Origin of the sequence: Morganella morganii (genome assembly GCF_019242955.1) — a bacterium.
Classification (GTDB): Bacteria; Pseudomonadota; Gammaproteobacteria; order Enterobacterales; family Enterobacteriaceae; genus Morganella; species Morganella sibonii.
This window is the reverse complement of record NZ_CP066129.1, coordinates 3,102,577-3,122,334: the sequence shown is the minus strand read 5'-3', so window position 1 is coordinate 3,122,334 and position 19,758 is coordinate 3,102,577. Positions and strand designations below refer to the sequence as shown.

General features: G+C 50.8%; 15 protein-coding genes. 6 read left to right on the top strand and 9 right to left on the bottom strand.

What is annotated here, in order from left to right:
• Positions 1-6 precede the first annotated feature (6 nt).
• Genes JC793_RS14850 through JC793_RS14840 form a run of 3 tightly spaced genes read right to left on the bottom strand, consistent with a single transcriptional unit; the run spans position 7 to position 4,055 of the window.
• Positions 7-1,506 (bottom strand): sugar ABC transporter ATP-binding protein, encoded by a 1,500-nt coding sequence (locus JC793_RS14850; protein WP_218426538.1) that lies wholly within the window; start codon positions 1,504-1,506, stop codon positions 7-9.
• Positions 1,503-3,014, bottom strand: a complete 1,512-nt coding sequence (gene xylB / locus JC793_RS14845) for a xylulokinase (RefSeq protein ID WP_218426537.1) — start codon at positions 3,012-3,014, stop codon at positions 1,503-1,505. The genes JC793_RS14850 and xylB overlap by 4 nt, the downstream gene beginning before the upstream one ends.
• A 3-nt stretch (positions 3,015-3,017) precedes the next feature.
• On the bottom strand, positions 3,018-4,055 hold the full coding sequence (locus tag JC793_RS14840; protein WP_015422928.1) for an NAD(P)-dependent alcohol dehydrogenase: 1,038 nt from the start codon (positions 4,053-4,055) through the stop codon (positions 3,018-3,020).
• 211 nt (positions 4,056-4,266) lie between these two features.
• Between JC793_RS14840 and JC793_RS14835 the strand changes: the two genes are divergently transcribed.
• Together JC793_RS14835 and JC793_RS14830 are read left to right on the top strand one after the other, a co-directional pair.
• Positions 4,267-4,812 carry a D-lyxose/D-mannose family sugar isomerase gene (locus JC793_RS14835; protein ID WP_218426536.1) on the top strand — a complete coding sequence of 182 codons (546 nt, stop codon included), beginning with the start codon at positions 4,267-4,269 and terminating at the stop codon, positions 4,810-4,812.
• Positions 4,813-4,924: 112 nt separating this feature from the next.
• On the top strand, positions 4,925-5,926 hold the full coding sequence (locus JC793_RS14830) for a LacI family DNA-binding transcriptional regulator (protein ID WP_046894563.1): 1,002 nt from the start codon (positions 4,925-4,927) through the stop codon (positions 5,924-5,926).
• Positions 5,927-6,514: 588 nt separating this feature from the next.
• Here the strand turns inward: JC793_RS14830 and JC793_RS14825 are convergent.
• The 4 genes from JC793_RS14825 to JC793_RS14810 form a co-directional block, all read right to left on the bottom strand.
• The gene (locus JC793_RS14825; RefSeq protein WP_218426535.1) at positions 6,515-6,826 is read right to left on the bottom strand and encodes a PTS sugar transporter subunit IIB; all 312 of its coding nucleotides are present in this window, start codon (positions 6,824-6,826) and stop codon (positions 6,515-6,517) included.
• 93 nt (positions 6,827-6,919) lie between these two features.
• On the bottom strand, positions 6,920-8,044 hold the full coding sequence (locus JC793_RS14820; RefSeq protein ID WP_218426534.1) for an ABC transporter permease: 1,125 nt from the start codon (positions 8,042-8,044) through the stop codon (positions 6,920-6,922).
• Position 8,045: 1 nt separating this feature from the next.
• Positions 8,046-10,805: a ribosome-associated ATPase/putative transporter RbbA gene (gene rbbA, locus JC793_RS14815; RefSeq protein WP_218426533.1), complete on the bottom strand. Its 2,760-nt coding sequence runs from the start codon at positions 10,803-10,805 to the stop codon at positions 8,046-8,048.
• Positions 10,802-11,875, bottom strand: coding sequence for an HlyD family secretion protein (locus tag JC793_RS14810; RefSeq protein WP_218426532.1), 1,074 nt, complete (start codon positions 11,873-11,875; stop codon positions 10,802-10,804). Before JC793_RS14810 ends, rbbA begins: the two co-directional genes overlap by 4 nt.
• Positions 11,876-12,711: 836 nt before the next feature.
• Here JC793_RS14810 and JC793_RS14805 point away from each other — a divergent pair.
• The 4 genes from JC793_RS14805 (at position 12,712) to JC793_RS14790 (ending at position 18,571) form a co-directional block, all read left to right on the top strand.
• A complete protein-coding gene (locus JC793_RS14805) occupies positions 12,712-13,707 on the top strand; it encodes an HlyD family secretion protein (protein WP_243846880.1) in 996 nt (331 codons plus the stop codon).
• Complete coding sequence (locus tag JC793_RS14800; RefSeq protein WP_218426531.1) at positions 13,700-15,973, top strand: ABC transporter permease; 2,274 nt, start codon at positions 13,700-13,702, stop codon at positions 15,971-15,973. The genes JC793_RS14805 and JC793_RS14800 overlap by 8 nt, the downstream gene beginning before the upstream one ends.
• A gap of 295 nt (positions 15,974-16,268) precedes the next feature.
• Positions 16,269-17,588: a 30S ribosomal protein S12 methylthiotransferase RimO gene (gene rimO / locus JC793_RS14795; RefSeq protein ID WP_218426530.1), complete on the top strand. Its 1,320-nt coding sequence runs from the start codon at positions 16,269-16,271 to the stop codon at positions 17,586-17,588.
• A complete protein-coding gene (locus JC793_RS14790; RefSeq protein ID WP_166708381.1) occupies positions 17,585-18,571 on the top strand; it encodes a sugar-binding transcriptional regulator in 987 nt (328 codons plus the stop codon). Before rimO ends, JC793_RS14790 begins: the two co-directional genes overlap by 4 nt.
• 55 nt (positions 18,572-18,626) lie before the next feature.
• Here the strand turns inward: JC793_RS14790 and JC793_RS14785 are convergent, their stop codons facing one another.
• Positions 18,627-18,983: a hypothetical protein gene (locus tag JC793_RS14785; protein ID WP_243846876.1), complete on the bottom strand. Its 357-nt coding sequence runs from the start codon at positions 18,981-18,983 to the stop codon at positions 18,627-18,629.
• Between the two features lie 125 nt (positions 18,984-19,108).
• Complete coding sequence (locus tag JC793_RS14780) at positions 19,109-19,756, bottom strand: L-fuculose-phosphate aldolase (RefSeq protein WP_218426529.1); 648 nt, start codon at positions 19,754-19,756, stop codon at positions 19,109-19,111.
• Positions 19,757-19,758: the final 2 nt, after the last annotated feature.

Sequence of the window (19,758 nt, the reverse complement as noted above, 5' to 3'; positions counted from 1 at the left end):
GTGAGATCACACCGCAAGTTTCATTAAATCGGTCTGGGTGGCAGTGGCGGCGGTCAGCTCTCCGGCGATCCGTCCGTCACGGAAAACAATAATTCTGTCACTCATACCGATAATTTCCGACAGCTCAGAAGAGACCATCACAATGCCCTTGCCCTGTAAGGCGAACTCAGACATAAACTTATAAATTTCTTTCTTGGCACCGACATCCACGCCGCGAGTCGGCTCATCGAGCAGCATCACGTCCGGCTCGATCAGCGCCCAGCGTCCCAGAACCACTTTCTGCTGGTTACCGCCGCTGAGGTTACCGGCCAGCTGTTCCGCATCCGGGGTTTTGACATTGAACAGCGCTATCATGTCATCCGCACGGGCCTGCTCTTTGCGGTTATTAATAAAGCCGCCGGTGCTGATGGCACCAAACGAGGCAATATTGATATTTTCATTGATGGAGCGGCCCAGCATCAGCCCGGTATCTTTGCGGTCTTCGGTGACATACGCGATCCCGGCATTAATGGAATCTTTCGGGGTGTGCTTGTCGAGGAAACGGTCACCAATCTGAATCGTGCCTTTATCGGCGTGTTCGATACCGAAAATCAGATCGAGAAATTCGGAACGGCCGGAACCGACCAGCCCGTAAATTCCCAGAATTTCGCCTTTCTTCAGTGTCAGACTGATATCGTGTACCTGGTTATCGCGGGACAATTCCCGGACTTCCATAATGGTTTCATCTGCCGGCTCATTGAATTTGGCAAATTCATCTTTGATTTCACGGCCGATAATCAGCTCAATCAGTTTTTCGCGGGTGATACCTGTCAGCGGGCCGTCGGTGATAAACGTGCCGTCACGGAAAATGGTGAAGGTATCGGCTATCTGAAAAATCTCGGACAGGCGGTGTGAGACATAGATAATGCCTTTACCTTTTTCCGTCAGGCGGGTGATCACATCGAAAATCTTCTGCGCATCTTCCTCACCGATAGCGGACGTCGGTTCATCCATAATGATGATATCCGCATCCGCGTGGGAGAGGGCTTTGGCGATTTCGACCAGTTGCTGCTCCGCCACACTCAGATTACGCATTTTTTCTGACGGGGAGATCTCAAAATGCAGATCGGTCAGCAGTTCAGCGGTCTGCCGGTTGAGTTGTTTAAAGTCGACAAACCCGAAGCGGCGCGGCTCACGCCCCAGCCAGATATTTTCAGCCACTGTCAGGTCAGGAATGGAACTCAGTTCCTGCTGAACAATCGCGATACCGGCATGCAGGGCTTCGAGCGGCTGATGAAATTCACAGCGTTTGCCTTTGACATAGATTTCACCGGCATCCGGACGGATAAAACCCATCAGGATGCTCAGGAACGTGGATTTACCGGCACCATTCCCGCCGCACAGGGCGTGAATGGAACCTCTCTTCAGTGAAAACTGCGCGTTCTTCAGTGCAACAACCTGACCAAAGGCTTTGCGCACTCCTTCAACCCGCAGTAATTCCTCATTGTCAGCGACAGCTGCTGTCATAATGTGACCTCCGGGTATTCTGATGTCAGTAAGGCAAGGTAGTTCTGATACAGCGATTCGTAGACTGCCGTATTTGCCGGGTCCGGCTGTGTCCGGCTGCTGTCATCCAGCTGCACAAAACGGTCACAAAGAGCCGCCAGTTGTGCCTGCGGTGCGCTGTCTGTGGTGAGGGTATCACTCCAGATAGCCTGGATAGCTGCCCCCAGTGCCGCGGCTTCCTGGTTGGTAACGCAGACGACCGGTGCCGCCATGATATCGGCGACAATCTGACGCCATTTCACACTGCGGGCACCGCCCCCGGTCAGGCGGATCTCATCCGTGGAAATGCCCTGCCGGCGGAACAGATCGATACCGAAGCGCAGTCCGTATGTGGCACTTTCCACCACGGCCAGGCTCAGGTTCTGCGGAGTCAGGTTGCTGCCGTCCATGTTGTGAAGGCTGGCGCGGGCATCGGGTAACTGAGGTACGCGCTCACCATTAAAGAACGGCAGCATGATAAGGCCGTCAGCACCCGGTTTACTGCTGTTCAGCGCCTCATTAAAGGCCTGAATATCCATACCTAATAATGATTGAACCGTGGTGGTGGCGGAGGTGACGTTCATGGTGCAGATCAGCGGCAGCCAGCCGTTGCTGGAGGAGCAGAATCCGGCGATCATCGCGGAATCCGCCACTACCGGGTTTTCGGCAAAGGTAAACAGCGTACCGGAGGTGCCGAGGCTCATGGTGGTAATGCCCGGCCGGATATTACCGGTGCCGATGGCGGCCATCATGTTATCACCGCCGCCGGATGCCACGCGGGTATCCGGGGAAATGCCGAGTTTCTCCGCGATCTCCGGACGAACCGTGCCGATGATTTGCTCTGCACGCACCAGCGGCGGCAGTGCCTGCCATAAGCGGCCTTCCGGATCGATAAGATCAGCAGCTGCCTGATCCCATTCACGGGTACGGATATTGAGCAGCCCGGTCCCGGAGGCATCACCGTGCTCGGCACAGGCCTGTCCGGTGAGCCAGAAATTCAGGTAATCGTGCGGCAGCAGCACATAACGCAGCTGTTGCCACAGTTCAGGATGCTGCTGTTTAAAGCGGATAATTTTTGACACGGTATAGCCGGTCTGCGGCAACACACCCAGGCGCTCAAGTGCGGCCTGTTCGCCGCCCAGTGCATCAATAAACCACTGATTTTCCGCACTGGTCGAGGTATCACACCACAGTTTGGCAGGCGCAAGCACCGTACCGTCATGACTGACCGGCACAAAACCGTGCTGCTGGCCGGAAACGGCGAGGGCGCGGATCTCCCGCCCGTCAATTCCGGCGTTTTTAATCGCCTGAGCAAACGCGGTTTCCAGCGCATCAGTCCACCAGACGGCTTCCTGTTCACGGCTTCCGTCTGATTCGCTGATCATCGGGTGAGGGGCTGAGCCCTCACCGAGAATACGCGCGGTCCGGTTATCGGCAATAATGACCTTGGTGCTTTGGGTTCCGCAGTCAATACCGGCATAGAGCGTCATGGTTTACTCCATTTCCAGCACAATTTTCACGTCAGTCGCACGGCCTTCGGCAGCGCGCTCATAAGCTTCGACACTGTCTTTGAACTTGTAGGTTGCGGACAGCAGCGGAGCCACATTCAGTTTGCCGGAACTCAGCAGACGAATGGTGCGCGGATACATATTGGCGTAGCGGAAAATGGTTTTGAAGGTGACTTCTTTCGCCTGTGCCGCCACGATATCCAGCGGTGCCGGATCGATTGGCATACCGACGAGAACCGCAGTACCGCCCGGGGCGATATGATCAGAGATAGAGGCGATAACCGGTTTCGCGCCGCTGCATTCAAACAGAACGTTCACGCCTTCGCCGCCGGTCAGTTCACGGACTTTATCCGCCAGTGCCTGCTGATCTTTGCTGTTGACCGCATGCAGACCCTGATATTTCTCAGCCACTTTCAGTTTTTCATCAAACACATCACAGATGATGACATCTGAACAGCCGCCGGCCAGTGCGCACAGCGCGGTAATGATACCGATAGTCCCGGCACCGATAACCAGACCGATATCGCCCGGTTTGATCCCGGCTTTGGTGGCGGACTGCATACCGATTGCCAGCGGCTCAACCATCGCGCCCTGGGCAAAGGAAACGTTATCAGGCAGTTTGAACGTGAATGCGGCAGGGTGGATCACACTCTCACGCAGGCAGCCGTCGATTGGCGGGGTTGCCCAGAAACGAACAGCAGGATCAAGGTTATAGATACCGGCACGGGATTGCGGGGACTGCAGATCCGGAATACCCGGCTCCATGCACACGCGATCGCCGACTTTCAGGTGTTTCACATTTTTACCGGCTGCGGTGATCACACCGGACGCTTCGTGACCCAGCACCATCGGTGCCTCAACCACGAACGGCCCGATACGGCCATGCTGGTAATAATGAACATCGCTGCCGCAGATACCGACGGTGTGGATTTTAATCTCAACATCGTCGTCGCCCAGCACTTCATTACTCTGCCAATCCTGAATGGCGATTTTCCCTGCTTTCTCTAATACTAATGCCTTCATGATCATTTCCTTTCATTAAAATGATATCGATATCATTGCTATGATGCGGATAATAGAGCAATGTTTATTATAATTATGTGATGATGGTTAAACTTTTATTAAATAAAGTCCGAACTACTCATGAAGTATTCAGTAAAGGGTCTTGCCGGTCACATTTTTGCAACCCGGGGCAGGGCTATAATGATAACGATATCATTCAGGAGAGAGGCCGATGAATAAACAGCCGTACATCGCGGAATCACTGACGATTCTGGAACAGGCGCATATCGTTCTGACAGAAACGGAACAGCAGAATATTGAGATTGCTCACTTTAATCTGCCGGATTATCCGCGCTCGGGTCTGCAACTGCTCACTTACTGCAACAGCCCGCTGTACTGCGCCAAGGAGCTGGTTCTGTTTGCTGACCAGACCTGCCCGGAGCACCGCCATCCGCCATATAAAGACCGGCCGGGCAAGCAGGAAACGTTCCGCTGCCGCTGGGGCGAGGTTTATCTGTTTGTTGATGATCCTGCGCTGACACCGAATCAGGATGTGCAGGGTAACCCAATCTGCCGCCCGCCGCAGGGTGATGAGGGATGGTACACCTGTGATCGCTTTATTCTGCTGCGTCCGGGAGAGCAGTACACCATCGCACCGGATACCCGCCACTGGTTTAAAGCGGGGCCGCAGGGCGCGGTTGTCTCGGAGTTCTCCACAGAGAATACCGATGAGTACGATATTTTTACCGACCCGCGGATAAAAAGACTAGATTGTTAAAAAGTTGTTGATAGTGATTTAAGTGACAAAAAGCGTGTTTTTCACGTGACTGAATCGATTTAGATGATATTATTATGGTATAAAATGATACGTTGCTGCTAAGGAGAGAAAATTGGCGGAACCCCGGACACAGAAAGTCACGCTGGAAAATGTGGCTGCTATTGCGAATGTCAGTAAGATCACCGCATCCCGCGCATTTTCGCAGCCGGATAAGGTTCACCCGGAAACTCTCAGACGTATTCTCGATGCGGCTGATAAAATCGGCTATGTGGTGAATGCGGCGGCACGCAGTCTGCGCGCCAAGTCATCCCGCACTATCGGTATTGTCAGCCCGGATATGAGCAACCCGTTTTTCGGCGGGCTGGCAAAACGTATCACGCTGGAAGCGTATAACGCCGGTTATGACACGCTGATGTTTGATTCTTATGAATCCCGTGAAAATGAAGCGCGTATCATTGATAAGCTGATTGGTTACAATGTGGATGCCATCATTTTATCCGTTGTCTCCGCCGAACGGGTTTACCGCCCGGCTTACATGAAACAACTGGAACTGCTCAATATTCCGGTCATTCTGGTCGACCGCGAGCTGGATGCCAAAGCATGCAGCGGCGTCTATATCGATAACCTCGACTGCGGATTGCAGACAGGGCGCTATCTGCTCTCACAAAAAGCAGATAACGTGGTGATTGTCTCCGGCCCGGAAGATTCCAATGTGGCTCAGGATCGCGTTACCGGTATGGTGGCCGGTCTGCACGGCCAGGTCAGCAGCGTTAATGTGCTGCATGCGGACTTCCTGATGGATGAAGCGTTTAAAGTCACCGACCATTACCTGAAATACCATTCCGCACCGGACTATTTTGTCGGCTGTAATAACCAGATTTCACTGGGGATTATCAAAGCCTGTATCCGTCACAATCTTATCCCGCAAAAAGATGTCTCGCTGTTCAGCATCGATGAAGTCTCTCATGCTGATATCTACGGATTCAATTTTCCGTGTATTTCCCATGATTTACAGGAAATTGCCTGGCAGGCGATCAATATGGCAGTGCGGCGGGCGACTGATCGCAGCGCCCCGGCGAGCAAGGTGGTAGTGCGCGGTCTCCTCAAATCCTGAATCCGCGTCATCCTCCGGTCTGTGGCTGTGTTGGCCGCGCTCAGAATTCCGGGTCACATACTGATGTATGCTCCCCGGAATTCTTCCCTTGCCGCCTTCCCACAAACCGGATGATTTAGCGGATTCTTTGTTGTGTCATCCTTCCGCCTGTGGCGGCGTTGGCTGCGCTCAGAAAATCTGTTTTTATTTACGCCAGACTTTATGTACACGGCAGATGCCGTACAGAAGAGCGAAAAGCGTAGAGCGCCAGGGATGGCGCGACCCGAGCGAACAGGGATGTGACAGCGCCTTTTCGTTCTGTACGGTATCAGTCGAAGCACTGTGGCAAAATAGGTTTCCCGGAATTCTTCCCTTGCCGCCTTGCCACAGAGCGGATGATTTAGCAGATTGATTTTTTTTATGAATTTTTTTGTTTTTTGTTTTTTCGCATAGCTGAAGTACATCAGGGATTAACCGACAAAAAAAGGAAAGCGTGAAGCGCCAGGGATGGCGCGATTCGGGCGAACAGGGACGTGTCAGCGTCTTTCCGGTTTTGCCGGTTATCCCGTCGTCCGGGTCAGAAAGAAGATGGTTTAGTTGCTTACAGCTTCACGGATTATTCAATAACGACAACGCCAAATCCAATACCGCAGCACTTTGCAGATCCCAAAACATATCCGGATCGATGCAGACCAGCGGTTTTCCTGCGGCAGCCGCGCTTTGCTGGCACTCGCGTAGGTGGTGGCGGGACTGCGGGGCGAGCAGAGCGGCATCATACTCCGCGGCACATTCGCGGTAATCAAAAACAGACCGGCACTCAATGCTGACATCAATACCCCGTGCCAGTGCTTCATCACGCATTTTTTGCGCCAGCATCTGCGGGGAAATTCCCGTATCACTCATCAGCAGAACTTTTCTCATATCCGTATCCCTGCATTATCCGTTATTTACTGAATCTTCACTGAACTGACAGCCTATAATGCCCCGCCGCCGGCGGCATCGGAATTGGCCGGGTTATGCCATGGCACTGATCGTTTTGCGGAAACGCAGCAGCGCGGCGCCGAAAAATGCCCCGCCGATAATGATCAGATACATAAACTGCGGCCAGACGATCAGGAAATCCGCCCCCCGGTAGAGAATGGCCTGTGCCAGGCTGACAAAGTGTGTCGTCGGCATCGTCTGCATCACATCCTGTACAAACTGCGGCATACTTTCCCGCGAGGTCATCCCGCCGGACAACATATTCAGCGGCAGCAGCACCATAATCATCAGCAGCCCGAACTGCGGCATCGAGCGGGCAAGTGTTCCCATAAAGATACCAATAGAGGTGGTGGCAAACAGACTCAGCGCCACTCCGCACATAAACAGTGCAATTGAACCCTCTATCGGCACCTGTAACAGAAAGCGGACAATCAGCAGCAGTGAGCCGAGCGAAGCAAGCAACACCACCAGTCCCATCGACCAGACTTTGGACATCATGATCTCAAACGGTGTCACCGGCATCACCAGCAGATGCTCGATAGTGCCGTGTTCCCGCTCGCGGATCAGGGCAGCACCCGTCAGCACAATCGATAACATTGTGATGTTATTGATAATTGCCATTACCGACCCGAACCACATCTGATTCAGGTTCGGGTTAAAACGGGCGCGGATATCCAGATCTACCGGCAGCACACTGTTTTGCCGGTTTTTAGCCAGAAAAGTATTCACCTCCCCGGTAACAATATTCTGAATATAACTGTTGCCGAGAAACGCCTGGCTCATACGGGTGGCATCAACGTTCAGCTGGATGGCAGGGCGGCGTCCGGCCAGCACATCACGCTGAAAGTTCGGCGGAATATCCATGGTAAAAGTGTAGGTACCGCTGTCCATCAGTCCGTCCATCTGACTGATATCAATATCGGCCGGAGGCAGAAAATAGGGTTCATAAAAGCTGTTGATAATACGTTCGCTGAGCTGTGAGCGATCCTGATCCGCAATCGCAATCGGCGCCAGATGCAGTGAGCCGGACGTTACTGTCGCAGAAGAATAGATGGATACCGTGAAGGCAAACACAATCAGCGCGAGCATCGCTTTATCCCGCATCAGGCTGCGCAGCTCTTTCATCCCGAGATAGATAATATTCTTCAGTGTCCGCATATTACCCCTCCTGCTTTTTCAGGAAAAAGATGCTGCACCCGAGAACAACCGGAATCGTGATCAGCAGCGGAATAAAGGCCTGATACAGATCGATAAGCCCCAGCCCTTTGGAGAACGTTCCCCGGGTGATGGTCAGAAAATGGGCGGTCGGGTAGATATGTCCTATCCAGTAACCCATACCTTCCAGTGATGAAACCGGGTCAATCATGCCGGAAAATTGCGTGGCCGGGATCAGCGTGATAATCGCGGTGCCGAAAATTGCAGCAATCTGACTCTTCATAAAGCAGGAAATCAGCAGCCCCATACTGGTGGCAATCGTGATATAGCAGAACGCCGCGAGTGTCACCGTCAGCAAACTGCCCTTAAACGGCACACCGAATACCCAGACCGAGAGGGCGCAGAGCAGGAAAAAGTTAAACATCCCCAGCAGGATATAAGGCACCTGTTTGCCGATTAAAAACTCTGTTTTGGTCACCGGGGTGACATAGAGATTAATAATCGATCCCAGCTCTTTCTCCCGCACCACACTCAGGGCGCTGAGCATCGCCGGTATCATCATCAGCAGCAGCGGGATCACCGCCGGAACAATGGCGGGCAGGCTTTTCACATCCGGGTTGTAGCGGTAACGGGTTTCGATATCAATCGCAGAACTCAGCGGATTGGCCACCGGCTGTTTTGAGGCCATGCGGGTCAGCCAGTTAAGATGCATCGCCTGCACATAACCGCGCACCGTTTCCGCCCGGTTCGGCATGGCACCGTCCACCCAGACGCCCAGTTTCGCATCATGGCCTTTGGCGATATCACGGGCAAAATCCGGCGGAATTTCAATAGCAACCGCGATTTCCCCGGCACGCATCCGCCGCTCCATATCGTCATAATTTTGCAGCGGTGGTTGTTCGATAAAGTAACGGGAACCGGAGAGATCCTGTACATAGTTCTGGCTGGTGGTGGTCTGGTCGCGGTCGAGCACGGCGAAACGCAGATTTTCCACATCCATACTGATACCGTAACCCATAATAAACATCAGGATCACGGTACCGAGCAGAGCCAGTGTCAGCCGCACCGGGTCACGGCGCAGTTCCAGCCCTTCGCGCAGGCTGTAACTGAACAGACGGCGCAGGCTGAAACGGCGTTTCAGTGCGGTGGCGGCCGCTTCGCTGCTGTCGGCAGGCAGTTCCGGTGCTTCCGGCGGCGGAGCATCATCCTCAATCCCCGAGGCTTTTTTCAGATAATCAATAAAGACGGCTTCGAGGGTATCAAATTTGCTGGTGGCGACCAGGTTTTCCGGGGTATCCGTCACCAGTACTTTCCCCGCATGCATCAGTGACATACGGTCACAGCGGGCGGCCTCATTCATAAAGTGGGTGGAGATAAAAATGGTCACGCCGTCTTTGCGTGATAAATCCACCATCAGATCCCAGAACATATCGCGGGCGATCGGATCAACGCCGGATGTCGGCTCATCGAGGATCAGCATTTCCGGACGGTGAATAACTGCCACGGCCAGCGATAAGCGCTGGCGTATGCCGAGCGGCAGTCCTTCCGGCATGGCATCAGCGACGTCCGTCAGTTTAAAGCGCGTCATCATTTCATCAACGCGCTCATCAATTTCGTTTTCCGGCACATGGAACAGCTTGGCGTGCAGTACCAGGTTTTGTAAGACGGTCAGTTCGCTGTAGAGGGAGAATGCCTGTGACATATAACCGACCCGCATCCGGGTATTCAGATCTTTCGGATCGACCTCCTGACCAAACAGCCACGCTTTCCCTTCCGTGGCCTGCAGCAGCCCGGTGAGCATTTTCATGGTGGTGGATTTCCCGCAGCCGTTGGAGCCGAGGAACCCGAAGATTTCCCCTTTCGGGATGCGGAAACTGACATGATCAACGGCGGTGAAACTGCCGAAGCGCATGGTCAGATCCTGCGCCTCAATGGCGATTTCTTCATTATCCTGCGTTTCGCGCGGCGGGATCACCACCGCTTTGTGGTCTTTGCGTTTTTCTTCCGGCAGCAGGGCGATAAAAGCGGCTTCCAGTTCATCAGTCTGTGTCTGCGCTTTCAGTTCACGGGCGTGTCCGGTGGCCAAGACTTTGCCGTCGTCCATCGCGACCAGATGATCAAACCGCTCCGCCTCTTCCATATAGGCCGTCGCCACCAGCACACTCATATTCTGCTGGCGTTCACGGATACGGTCGATAAGCTCCCAGAACTGGGCGCGGGAGAGGGGATCAACCCCGGTGGTCGGTTCGTCGAGGATCAGCAGTTCCGGATCGTGGATCAGTGCGCAGCACAGACCGAGCTTCTGTTTCATCCCGCCGGAAAGTTTCCCCGCCGGGCGGTCACGGAACGGAGCAAGTCCGGTACTGGTAAGGAGATCATCAATCCGCAGGCGGCGCTCTTCCTCAGACTGACCAAACAGCCGTCCGAAAAAATCCACGTTTTCAAATACCGACAGGGTGTGATAGAGGTTCTTCCCCAGCCCCTGCGGCATATAGGCAATACGCGGGCAGACGGCGCGGCGGTGTTCTTCTTCGCGGATATCGCCGTCCAGTACAATCACATTACCCTGCTGCACTTTGCGGGCACCGGCGATCAGGGAAATCAGGGTGGATTTCCCGACACCGTCCGGCCCGATCAGCCCCACCATCTGACGGGCGGGGATGTTCAGCGTGATATCATCAAGGGCGCACACATCACCGTAATGATGCGTAACCTGTTCCAGGGTGACGATTGCGGTGTCAGAATGCTGTTTTGATGATGTCATTGAGGTAATTTCACCTCCAGGTCAGACGGCCATTCCTGTTTCGGATCAAGCCGGATATAGGCGCGCCCCGGCAGGCCGGTTTTCACATATTCCAGGTGTTTTTCCAGCAGTTCGGGTGCGATACGGGCACGAACGCGGAACATCAGCTTCTGACGTTCATTATCGGTTTCCACGGTTTTCGGGGTGAACTGCGCGACGCTGGCAACGTACGAGGTTTTTGCCGGGATCACCAGACCGGGAGCGGCATCAAGGATAATATGCACATCACTGCCGATACCGGCCTGTCCGGCCTGTTCTGTCGGCAGGAAAAAGGTCATATAGACGTCGCTGAGATCGACCATATTCACCACACGGCCACCGGCACCGAGCACTTCCCCCGGTTCGGCAACACGATACTGGACACGGCCGTTGCGCGGCGCTTTCAGCTGACTGTCATCCAGATCGGCTTCAATCCGCCGTTGTGTCGCGAGTGCGGCATCCACTTTTGTCTGTGCCTGGATAATACCGGACTGCGCGGCATCAATGGCGGCAGATGCGGCCGCCACCTGCGCTTTGGCGGCTTCCATCGCTGCACGGGCGCCCTGGACAACCGCCAGGTCATCATCCACCTGCTGAACAGATACCGCATTGGTTCTCACCAGTGCCTGAGAGCGGGCCAGACGCTTCTGTGCGGCGGTCAGTTCTGAGGTGCGCTGGCGCACCATCGCCTCTGCGGCGGCTTTCTCACTTTTGCGCTGCGCCAGTGCCGAGCGTGAGGAGATCACATTGCTGTCCGCCTGGCGGTGCTGCGCCTGTGCCTCACTCAGCTGAGCCTCCAGTGTCCGGGTATCCATCTGTGCCAGCACATCCCCGGCGCGGACAAAGTCCCCCTCTCTGACATTGATGGTACTGATGCGTCCGGCAGTTTTGGTTGAGATATCAATTTCCGTTGCCTCGATCCGTCCGTTGCTCTGCGCGAATCCCTCAGGGAGCCCGGGGCTTTGCAGCATGCGGTACAGATAGCCGCCGGCGGCAAGGACAATGATCAGGATGAGATAAAAAATCCACGTTTTACGTTTTGATTTTTGCATAGATACCGTGATTACCCTTCTTATGGAAAATAATGAGATAAGCACAACAGGAGCACTCCAATATCTGTCCGTAAAAAATAATACTTTTAATTTTTATAACGGTGATATTTAGTGCTGATAAAGAAAGCATAGCCGGATCAGCAGGATAAAGCTGCCGTATGTATCACATTCATTGTAAACGGCAGGATACAGCGCCCGGGGGATTGCACGAATTGCACCGGTTTTTTCTCTGTCACCGGGATCTTTTCTGCGGGAGGTTATCCGTCAGGGGGTTGTTTGCTGAAATTTGCCATTTTTCCTCTCTGTAATGACTAATACCGGCGTGATGCAGACGTAAATACATGCAGGTGAGCTCAGAAAGTTAAGGACAGAGAGTTAAGTACAGAGAGTTAAGTCAGTCAATTATTGCTGAATCAGGATGACGTTATTATGTAATAAAATGTAACCCCAAAATTCAAATAATATAAAATGTGACGGATTGGTCTGAGCCGGATTTCTTATCAGGTAATACCATCATATCTTATAATCTGATTTGAACAGGAAGCAATCATATAGTCAGGAGGTAAAATTACCGGCTTCAGTTCATATTAATTATCTGCCTATTTTCTGTTTTTTGCATTTATTAACAAATGGTTGCGAATGGAATCAATATGCCGGGTTAGTATTTGATGAGTGTGTTAAAAATATTAAGGTGTTCAATGTGCTGAAGAAACGTATAATGAAGAGGTGTTGTTGCAGTCATAATTGTTTGTTCATTGAAAGAAGAAGATGAAAGAACAGAACATGTTGTTCAGATAATGGAAAGCTAAAGAAAATAGCCTGAGGATGGAAGTAGTATGACGATAAAGAATAAAAAAATAAAGATAACCATACTTATCGTTATAATAATGGTGTTATCTGCCGGATTTATTTTATCTCATTCCTCTGAACATGAGATATTAGAAGGCATTGTTGATACAGATGAAATTAATATCACCAGTAAAGTGACGGCAAGAGTTGATAGTCTGCATGTCAGGGAAGGAGACAGCATCCGTAACGGGCAGGCCTTAGTCAGTTTGTATGACAGACAAACCACCGAGAATGCCCTGCAGGCAAAGGAAGCATTAGCTGCGGCTGTTGCCAGTCAGGAAAAGGCCTATAACGGAGAGCGTTCAGAATATATTGAGTCATTAAAAGCTAACTGGATAAGTGCTCAGGCAGATGAAAAAAACGTAAAGATAACCACGGACCGGGTAGTAAAACTCTATGAGAAGAGTAAAGCTGTCTCTGCCCAGGAACGTGATGATGCCATTGCCAGATATAAAATTGCCGGGCAGAAAACAAATGCTGCCTATGAGCAATATATGCAAGCCAAACGCGGTAACAGGACGGAGGACATTCGCATTGCTGATGCTAATGTAAATGCAGCCAGGGCCGCGTTTGAGTCTGCTGACTCCCTGGTCAGAGAGCTGAGTGTTCATTCAAAAAATGACGGAGAAATTGCCAAACGCTTCGCTAATCAGGGAGAGCTTGTTTCTGCCGGTACACCTATATTCAGTATGATTGATTTAAATAATCTTTGGGTAACCGTCAATTTACGGGAAGATCGTTTTAACGCATTAAAAACAGGTGATGTGATTGAAGGAAAGATCCCTGCACTGAAGGATAAAACTGTAAAATTTCAGGTGTTTTTTATTAATCCCAAAGGCAATTTTGCCACATGGAGAGCAACCCGTCAGTCAAGCGGTTATGACGTCAGAACATTTGAAGTACGGTTACATCCGGTGAATAAGACAGAAGGAATGCGCCCGGGCATGTCTGTTATTTTTGATTGGCCAGCCGGTAATGACTAATAAAACCTTAGCGGACTTTTCAGCCTCATTGACAGATGAAATTAATTTCATCTGTCATGATCGCTACATGAAAATTTTACTGTTTATTGTGCCGGTATTTTTATTAACTTTTGTCTGCGCGATGTTCAGTTCCGGTGTGCCTGAGAAAATACCGGTAGCACTGGTGGATTACGACCATTCATCATTGAGCCGGGAAATAATCAGGAATATTGATGCATCGAAGAGTATTGAGTTAACAGAAATACCGGAAAATGTTGCCCTGGCTCAACGCCTGATGAAAAGCATGAAAATTTATGCTTTTATAGAGATCCCCCGTGGTGCATCCGGATCAACTATCCGTCAGGATGATAATAAGGTCATCATTCGTTATAACGGACAGTTCAGATCGACAGGTAATGCTGCGTTTATCGGATTGCAGGCTGCGGTGAATGATGCCTATAGCTCACTCAATAACAGGAAATCATTGGGTGCTGAGCATAAAGGTACGGGCAGCTCAGTGCCAAACATACAAGTAGTCAGTATCAGCAATCCGCAAAATAGTTATGAAAGATTCCTGACGCCAATCGCAATACCGGTGTTACTGAGTATAGTCCTGAGCAGTGCTGTAATTTGCGCTATCGGACGTTTTTTTGAAGACGGTAAGCTTTGCGCCGGCCGGATTAAGAAAGGCAGAATCTATCTGTCAATTCAGGTTATTTCCCGTTGTCTTCCCTATATAACTATTATTTTTCTGTGGAATTTAATATTTAATGTCTGGCAAACAGTGGGACGGGGCTGGCCGATTTCAGGTAATTCATGGTTATTAATACTGGCGATATTTATGCTGTGTCTTCTCACTGCATCTATCGCCATTATGTTTATTTCAATAACACGAAATGTACTTACAGCATTAAGTATCTCAACGGTATATACCAGTGCTGCATTAACTTACTCTGATGGTACGCTGTCCATTTTGAATGCCAATGGCTGGGCTAAATTCTGGAGTAACTTTCAGCCATTTACTCACTATTACCGCATACAATTAGAGCAGGTCAATCTTGGCAGTGATATCACAACAAGCTTGTACCAGTTTGGTATCCTGTCACTCTATATCATCATACCTTTAACGGTCTCTTTTATACTGGCGGGGAAACGTAAATATAAGCAGCAGCCGGCAACGTTTCAGGAGAATGTAAAGTTTGATGGTATTAGAGAGAGCTTTATCAGTACTCTCACATCAATAAAAAAATCTCAGCCTATATTTTCAACGGCAATTATGTCATTGATTCTTTATAGTATTTTCTATCCAAGTGCCTATAAGGCACAGATTAACCTCAAACTTCCCGTTGCGGTGGTCGATTTTGATCAATCATCATTGTCACGTAACCTGATCGACAATCTGCAAACTACCCGTGAGATTGATGTTACCCGGGTTGATAGTTCTCTGTCTGATGCATTAAATTCATTGCGCAACAGAAAAGTTTCCGCAGTGATAACTATTGATAACGATTTTAAAAATAATCTTATCAGAGGAGGAGACGCCGGGATCGATGTACACCTGTCAGGCGGTTATATGGCTGTCGCTGCCGATTTGAGAGCGGCAGTGACTAATGCAATAAGCTCTACGACAGATGTGAACAGATTAACACCTGAAGCCGCCAATAATATTATTTCTCTTCCTCTCTATAATCCCACGCTGGGATATGAATCTTTTATTATGCCGCTGGTATTTATTATCATACTTCAGCAAACACTTATTTTTGCCGGTTCTATGCTCATCGCATTACGTAATAGCGTCGGTTTAACCAATATTAATTTATCGCAATTTACCGGAACGTTTCTGGGCTTGTTTATAGTTGGTTTTTTCGGGGCAATTTTTGTGTTTGGCTGGGTTTATTACTTACAAGGGTATCCTAATGAAGGCAATATGTTTTTACAGCTTTGGCTGATTGTTCTGTTTTCTGCGGCAGTAAGTTCAATGGCGATGCTGATTGGTAGTTTTCTGGATAATATTAACCGTCCGATGCAGATCCTGTCGGCTACTTCGATGGTTATTTTTTATGCATCAGGTGCCTCGTTCCCTACGTTTAATATGCCCGGCTGGGTTGTAAAAACGATGGAAATCTTTCCATCAAGTACAATGATAAGCGGGTTTACTATGCTGAACTCTCAGGGGGCTGGTATTTATGAGTTGATGCCCGTCATCATAAAAATATCGTTGTTAGCCATTATATTATTTTTACTGGCTATGTATCGTCTGGTTTGGCGGAAATCAAAAGCTGCCTGATATTACATAGTGCTGATATTACATAGTACTGATGATTCAGATAGCTGTTTTTTAATATTACAGCAATTCATCCGGATTATGATAACAATGCCGGGCCCGGATATAATCATTAAAGCTGCGGTTTTATTCTGCTATATATTGACAGGTAAGCAACTCTGATTCCGGGGTAGTTCAGCTCACCGGCTGTTGTTCCGGGGCCGTGATTTTATCTTGCTGACAGGGGGCATCTTACATATGAATAAAGTTTTGGCATCCTGTATACTTCATGCTTTCTCAATTAAAGATTATATAATAAATGGCAAAGATTGGATTTTTATCATTAGGCTGCCCGAAAAACCTGGTAGATTCCGAGCGTATTCTGACTGAATTGCGTACGGATGGTTACCAGATCGTGCCGAGCTATGATGATGCTGATGTAGTGATCGTTAATACCTGCGGTTTTATTGACAGTGCTGTGCAGGAGTCCCTGGAAGCTATCGGCGAGGCACTGGCGGAAAACGGTAAAGTGATCGTGACCGGATGTCTGGGTGCAAAAGAAGACCAGATCCGTGAAGTTCACCCGAAAGTACTGGAAATCACCGGCCCGCACAGTTATGAACAGGTGCTGGCGAGTGTCCGTAAATATGTGCCGAAACCGGCGCATGATCCGTTCACCAGCCTGGTGCCGGAGCAGGGCGTGAAACTGACACCGCGCCATTACGCGTATCTGAAAATTTCAGAAGGCTGTAACCACCGCTGTACATTCTGCATTATCCCGTCCATGCGTGGTGATCTGGACAGCCGCCCGATCGGCGAGGTGCTGGGTGAAGCGCAGCGTCTGGTTGAGGCAGGTGTGAAAGAACTGCTGGTGATCTCCCAGGATACGTCTGCCTATGGTGCGGATATCAAACACCGTACCGGGTTCCGCGACGGCCTGCCGGTGAAAACCAGCATGATCGGTCTGTGTGAGCAGTTATCCCAGCTCGGCGTGTGGGTGCGTCTGCACTATGTGTATCCGTATCCGCATGTGGATGATGTGATCCCGCTGATGGCGGAAGGCAAAATTCTGCCGTATCTGGATATCCCGTTACAGCACGCCAGCCCGCGTATCCTGAAGCTGATGAAGCGTCCGGGTGCCGTTGAGCGCACACTGGAGCGTATCAAACGCTGGCGCGAAATCTGTCCGGAACTGACACTGCGTTCCACCTTTATTGTCGGCTTCCCGGGTGAAACCGAAGAAGACTTTCAGATGCTGCTGGATTTCCTGGCAGAAGCCCGTCTGGATCGCGTGGGCTGCTTTAAATACAGTCCGGTGGAAGGGGCGCATGCCAACGAATTACCGGATCAGGTGCCGGAAGAGATCAAAGAAGAGCGCTATCACCGCTTTATGCAGTTACAGCAGCAGATCTCTGCTGAGCGTCTGGCAGAAAAAGTCGGCCGTACACTGCCGGTGATTATTGATGAGGTTGATGAAGAAGAGGGCGCAGTCGGCCGCAGTATGGCAGATGCACCGGAAATCGACGGTATGGTGTATCTCAACGGCGAATTTGATGTGCAGCCGGGGGATATTGTGATGGTGAACATTGAACATGCCGATGAGTATGATCTCTGGGGCAGTGTGGTGCGCGACGCATGACAAACAGTGACAACCGCCCGGCCGGACGCCTGCTGTTCGGTAATGATCCGGTTTTGCAGGCCGCATGGCTCTATTATCAGTCCGGTCTCAGTCAGACAGAAGTGGCTGATGTAATGGGAATTTCCCGTGTGACCGTAGTGAAATACCTGCAAACAGCCCGGGAAAACGGTGTGGTGCATATCAGCCTTGATATGGCGCGTTACAGCCTCATCGATATGGCGTTGTCACTGAAACAGAAATTTAATCTGACCAATGTGCTGGTGGTGCCGGATAACCCGGTCGCGGAAGCGGCTGCGGATTCTGCCCGCCGCCGGGAAAATATGGCGCAGGCCGCCGGGGTGTATCTCAGTCAGGTGATTGAGGACGGGGATATGCTCGGTGTGGCCTGGGGACGGACAATTCATCATATGGCGAAGTGTCTGACACCCAAAGTGATCCGCAATATGACCGTATTGCAGATGCTCGGCTCGGTGCCGTCGCAGCCGGATTTCACCACGGTGGAGTCCTCCTCGCTGATTGCCGGTAAGTTCGGCGGCGAGTGTGTGTATCTGCATGTGCCCGCGATTGTCAGTTCTGCGGAACTGGCGGATGCATTGCGCCGTGAGCCTATTATTCAGGCAAATTTTGCCCAGCTTGAACGCTGCACCAAAGCGTTGTTTGTCGCCGGAAATGTCACTGAAGAGAACCCGCTGATCCGCGCCGGGGTGATCACGGCGGAGGAAATGGCCGATTTCCGCCGCAAAGGCGCTGTCGGCGTTATCTGCGGACGTTTTTATGATCAGGCCGGTGAACCGCTGGATACCCATACGGATGCCCGTATCCTCGGTATCCGGCTGCCGCAGCTGCGTAACATTGCGCGGCGGATTTTTATTGCCACCGGTGAACAAAATATCGCCGCTACCCGCGGAGCGTTGTGCGGCGGTTATGTTTCTGATTTGATTGTTGATCCGCTGATAGCGTCACATTTGCTGTCAGAGAAATAAGTGCAAAAACCGCCGTCCGGCGGTTTTTTTTACATGAAAGCATTAATATCCGTGGTTACTGTTTTTCTGCCGCGGCTTTTTCTTCCGGCGTCCGGGTGTCGCCTTTACCGTTATTCAGCAGCTGAATAGCACAATCCATGTATTTATCCGCACCGGTTTTGATCATGTCATGATTAAAGGCAACGGAAGGTGCACTGTCCTGTAATGCGGTTACATTGATATCACCGTTAAACTGCTTGTTTAAATCCACTTCGCCCTCAATCCTGACATAGTAAGCGATGCCGTCCGGCAGATAGCGGCTGCACTCTTCAATACTTTTTTCGCTGAATGGCGGGGGATTTTTTGTGGCAGCACATCCGGACAGGAGCAGGGCGGCAGAGACAAACGCAGCATAACAAATGACTTTTTTCATAAAAACCTTAAATAACAAATACATTAAGATTTTTATTATATTGCAAATGATTATCATTTAAAATAATTAATTACTCAGGGTGACAAAAAACGATGCATTGCACCGTTTTCTGCCGCCGGACATCACTATTTTCCGGTTTTCAGTCCGTAGGTTTTGAATTTCCCCAGCACCCGCTGCATCTCTTCTGCACTCAGCACCGGCACATCCGGCGTGATGGCGCGGATTTTCAGATACAGCGCAGATAATACTTCGGTTTCATGCGCCAGCCACAGCGCCTTTTCCAGGTTAACTTCCATCACCAGCATACCGTGATGCTGCATAATCAGAGCTTTACTGGTTTTAATTCCTTCCGCAACAATATCCGCCAGTTCATGCGTGCCGAAGGTGGCATACGGTACGCAGGGAATGTGATCAGTTCCGGTCACGGCGACCATATAATGGATCGCAGGAATGGATTCATTAAGAATGGATACCGCCGCCGTATTCAGCGCGTGATTATGTACCACTGCGTTCAGCTCAGGACGTGCCTGATAGCAGCTCAGGTGAAAATGCCACTCACTCGACGGGATTTTATCCGCCTCTGCCTGTCCGCTGCTGTCCATGTACACAATGCTGTCCGGTGTCAGCTTTTCATAGGGAACACCGCTCGGGGTGATCAGCATACCCTCCTGCCAGCGGGCGCTGACATTCCCGGAAGTGCCCTGGTTCAGTCCGCTTGCATTCATTTTCAGGCAGGTATCGATAATCTGTTGTGCCAGTTCAGTGCGGGTCATGA

Excerpts from the sequence above, each read along its gene's own strand:
- JC793_RS14850 (WP_218426538.1), bottom strand. The coding sequence starts at position 1,506 with ATGACAGCAGCTGTCGCTGACAATGAGGAATTACTGCGGGTTGAAGGA.
- xylB (WP_218426537.1), bottom strand. The coding sequence starts at position 3,014 with ATGACGCTCTATGCCGGTATTGACTGCGGAACCCAAAGCACCAAGGTC.
- JC793_RS14840 (WP_015422928.1), bottom strand. The coding sequence starts at position 4,055 with ATGAAGGCATTAGTATTAGAGAAAGCAGGGAAAATCGCCATTCAGGAT.
- JC793_RS14835 (WP_218426536.1), top strand. The coding sequence starts at position 4,267 with ATGAATAAACAGCCGTACATCGCGGAATCACTGACGATTCTGGAACAG.
- JC793_RS14825 (WP_218426535.1), bottom strand. The coding sequence starts at position 6,826 with ATGAGAAAAGTTCTGCTGATGAGTGATACGGGAATTTCCCCGCAGATG.
- JC793_RS14820 (WP_218426534.1), bottom strand. The coding sequence starts at position 8,044 with ATGCGGACACTGAAGAATATTATCTATCTCGGGATGAAAGAGCTGCGC.
- rbbA (WP_218426533.1), bottom strand. The coding sequence starts at position 10,805 with ATGACATCATCAAAACAGCATTCTGACACCGCAATCGTCACCCTGGAA.
- JC793_RS14810 (WP_218426532.1), bottom strand. The coding sequence starts at position 11,875 with ATGCAAAAATCAAAACGTAAAACGTGGATTTTTTATCTCATCCTGATC.
- JC793_RS14805 (WP_243846880.1), top strand. The coding sequence starts at position 12,712 with ATGACGATAAAGAATAAAAAAATAAAGATAACCATACTTATCGTTATA.
- JC793_RS14800 (WP_218426531.1), top strand. The coding sequence starts at position 13,700 with ATGACTAATAAAACCTTAGCGGACTTTTCAGCCTCATTGACAGATGAA.
- rimO (WP_218426530.1), top strand. The coding sequence starts at position 16,269 with ATGGCAAAGATTGGATTTTTATCATTAGGCTGCCCGAAAAACCTGGTA.
- JC793_RS14790 (WP_166708381.1), top strand. The coding sequence starts at position 17,585 with ATGACAAACAGTGACAACCGCCCGGCCGGACGCCTGCTGTTCGGTAAT.
- JC793_RS14785 (WP_243846876.1), bottom strand. The coding sequence starts at position 18,983 with ATGAAAAAAGTCATTTGTTATGCTGCGTTTGTCTCTGCCGCCCTGCTC.
- JC793_RS14780 (WP_218426529.1), bottom strand. The coding sequence starts at position 19,756 with ATGACCCGCACTGAACTGGCACAACAGATTATCGATACCTGCCTGAAA.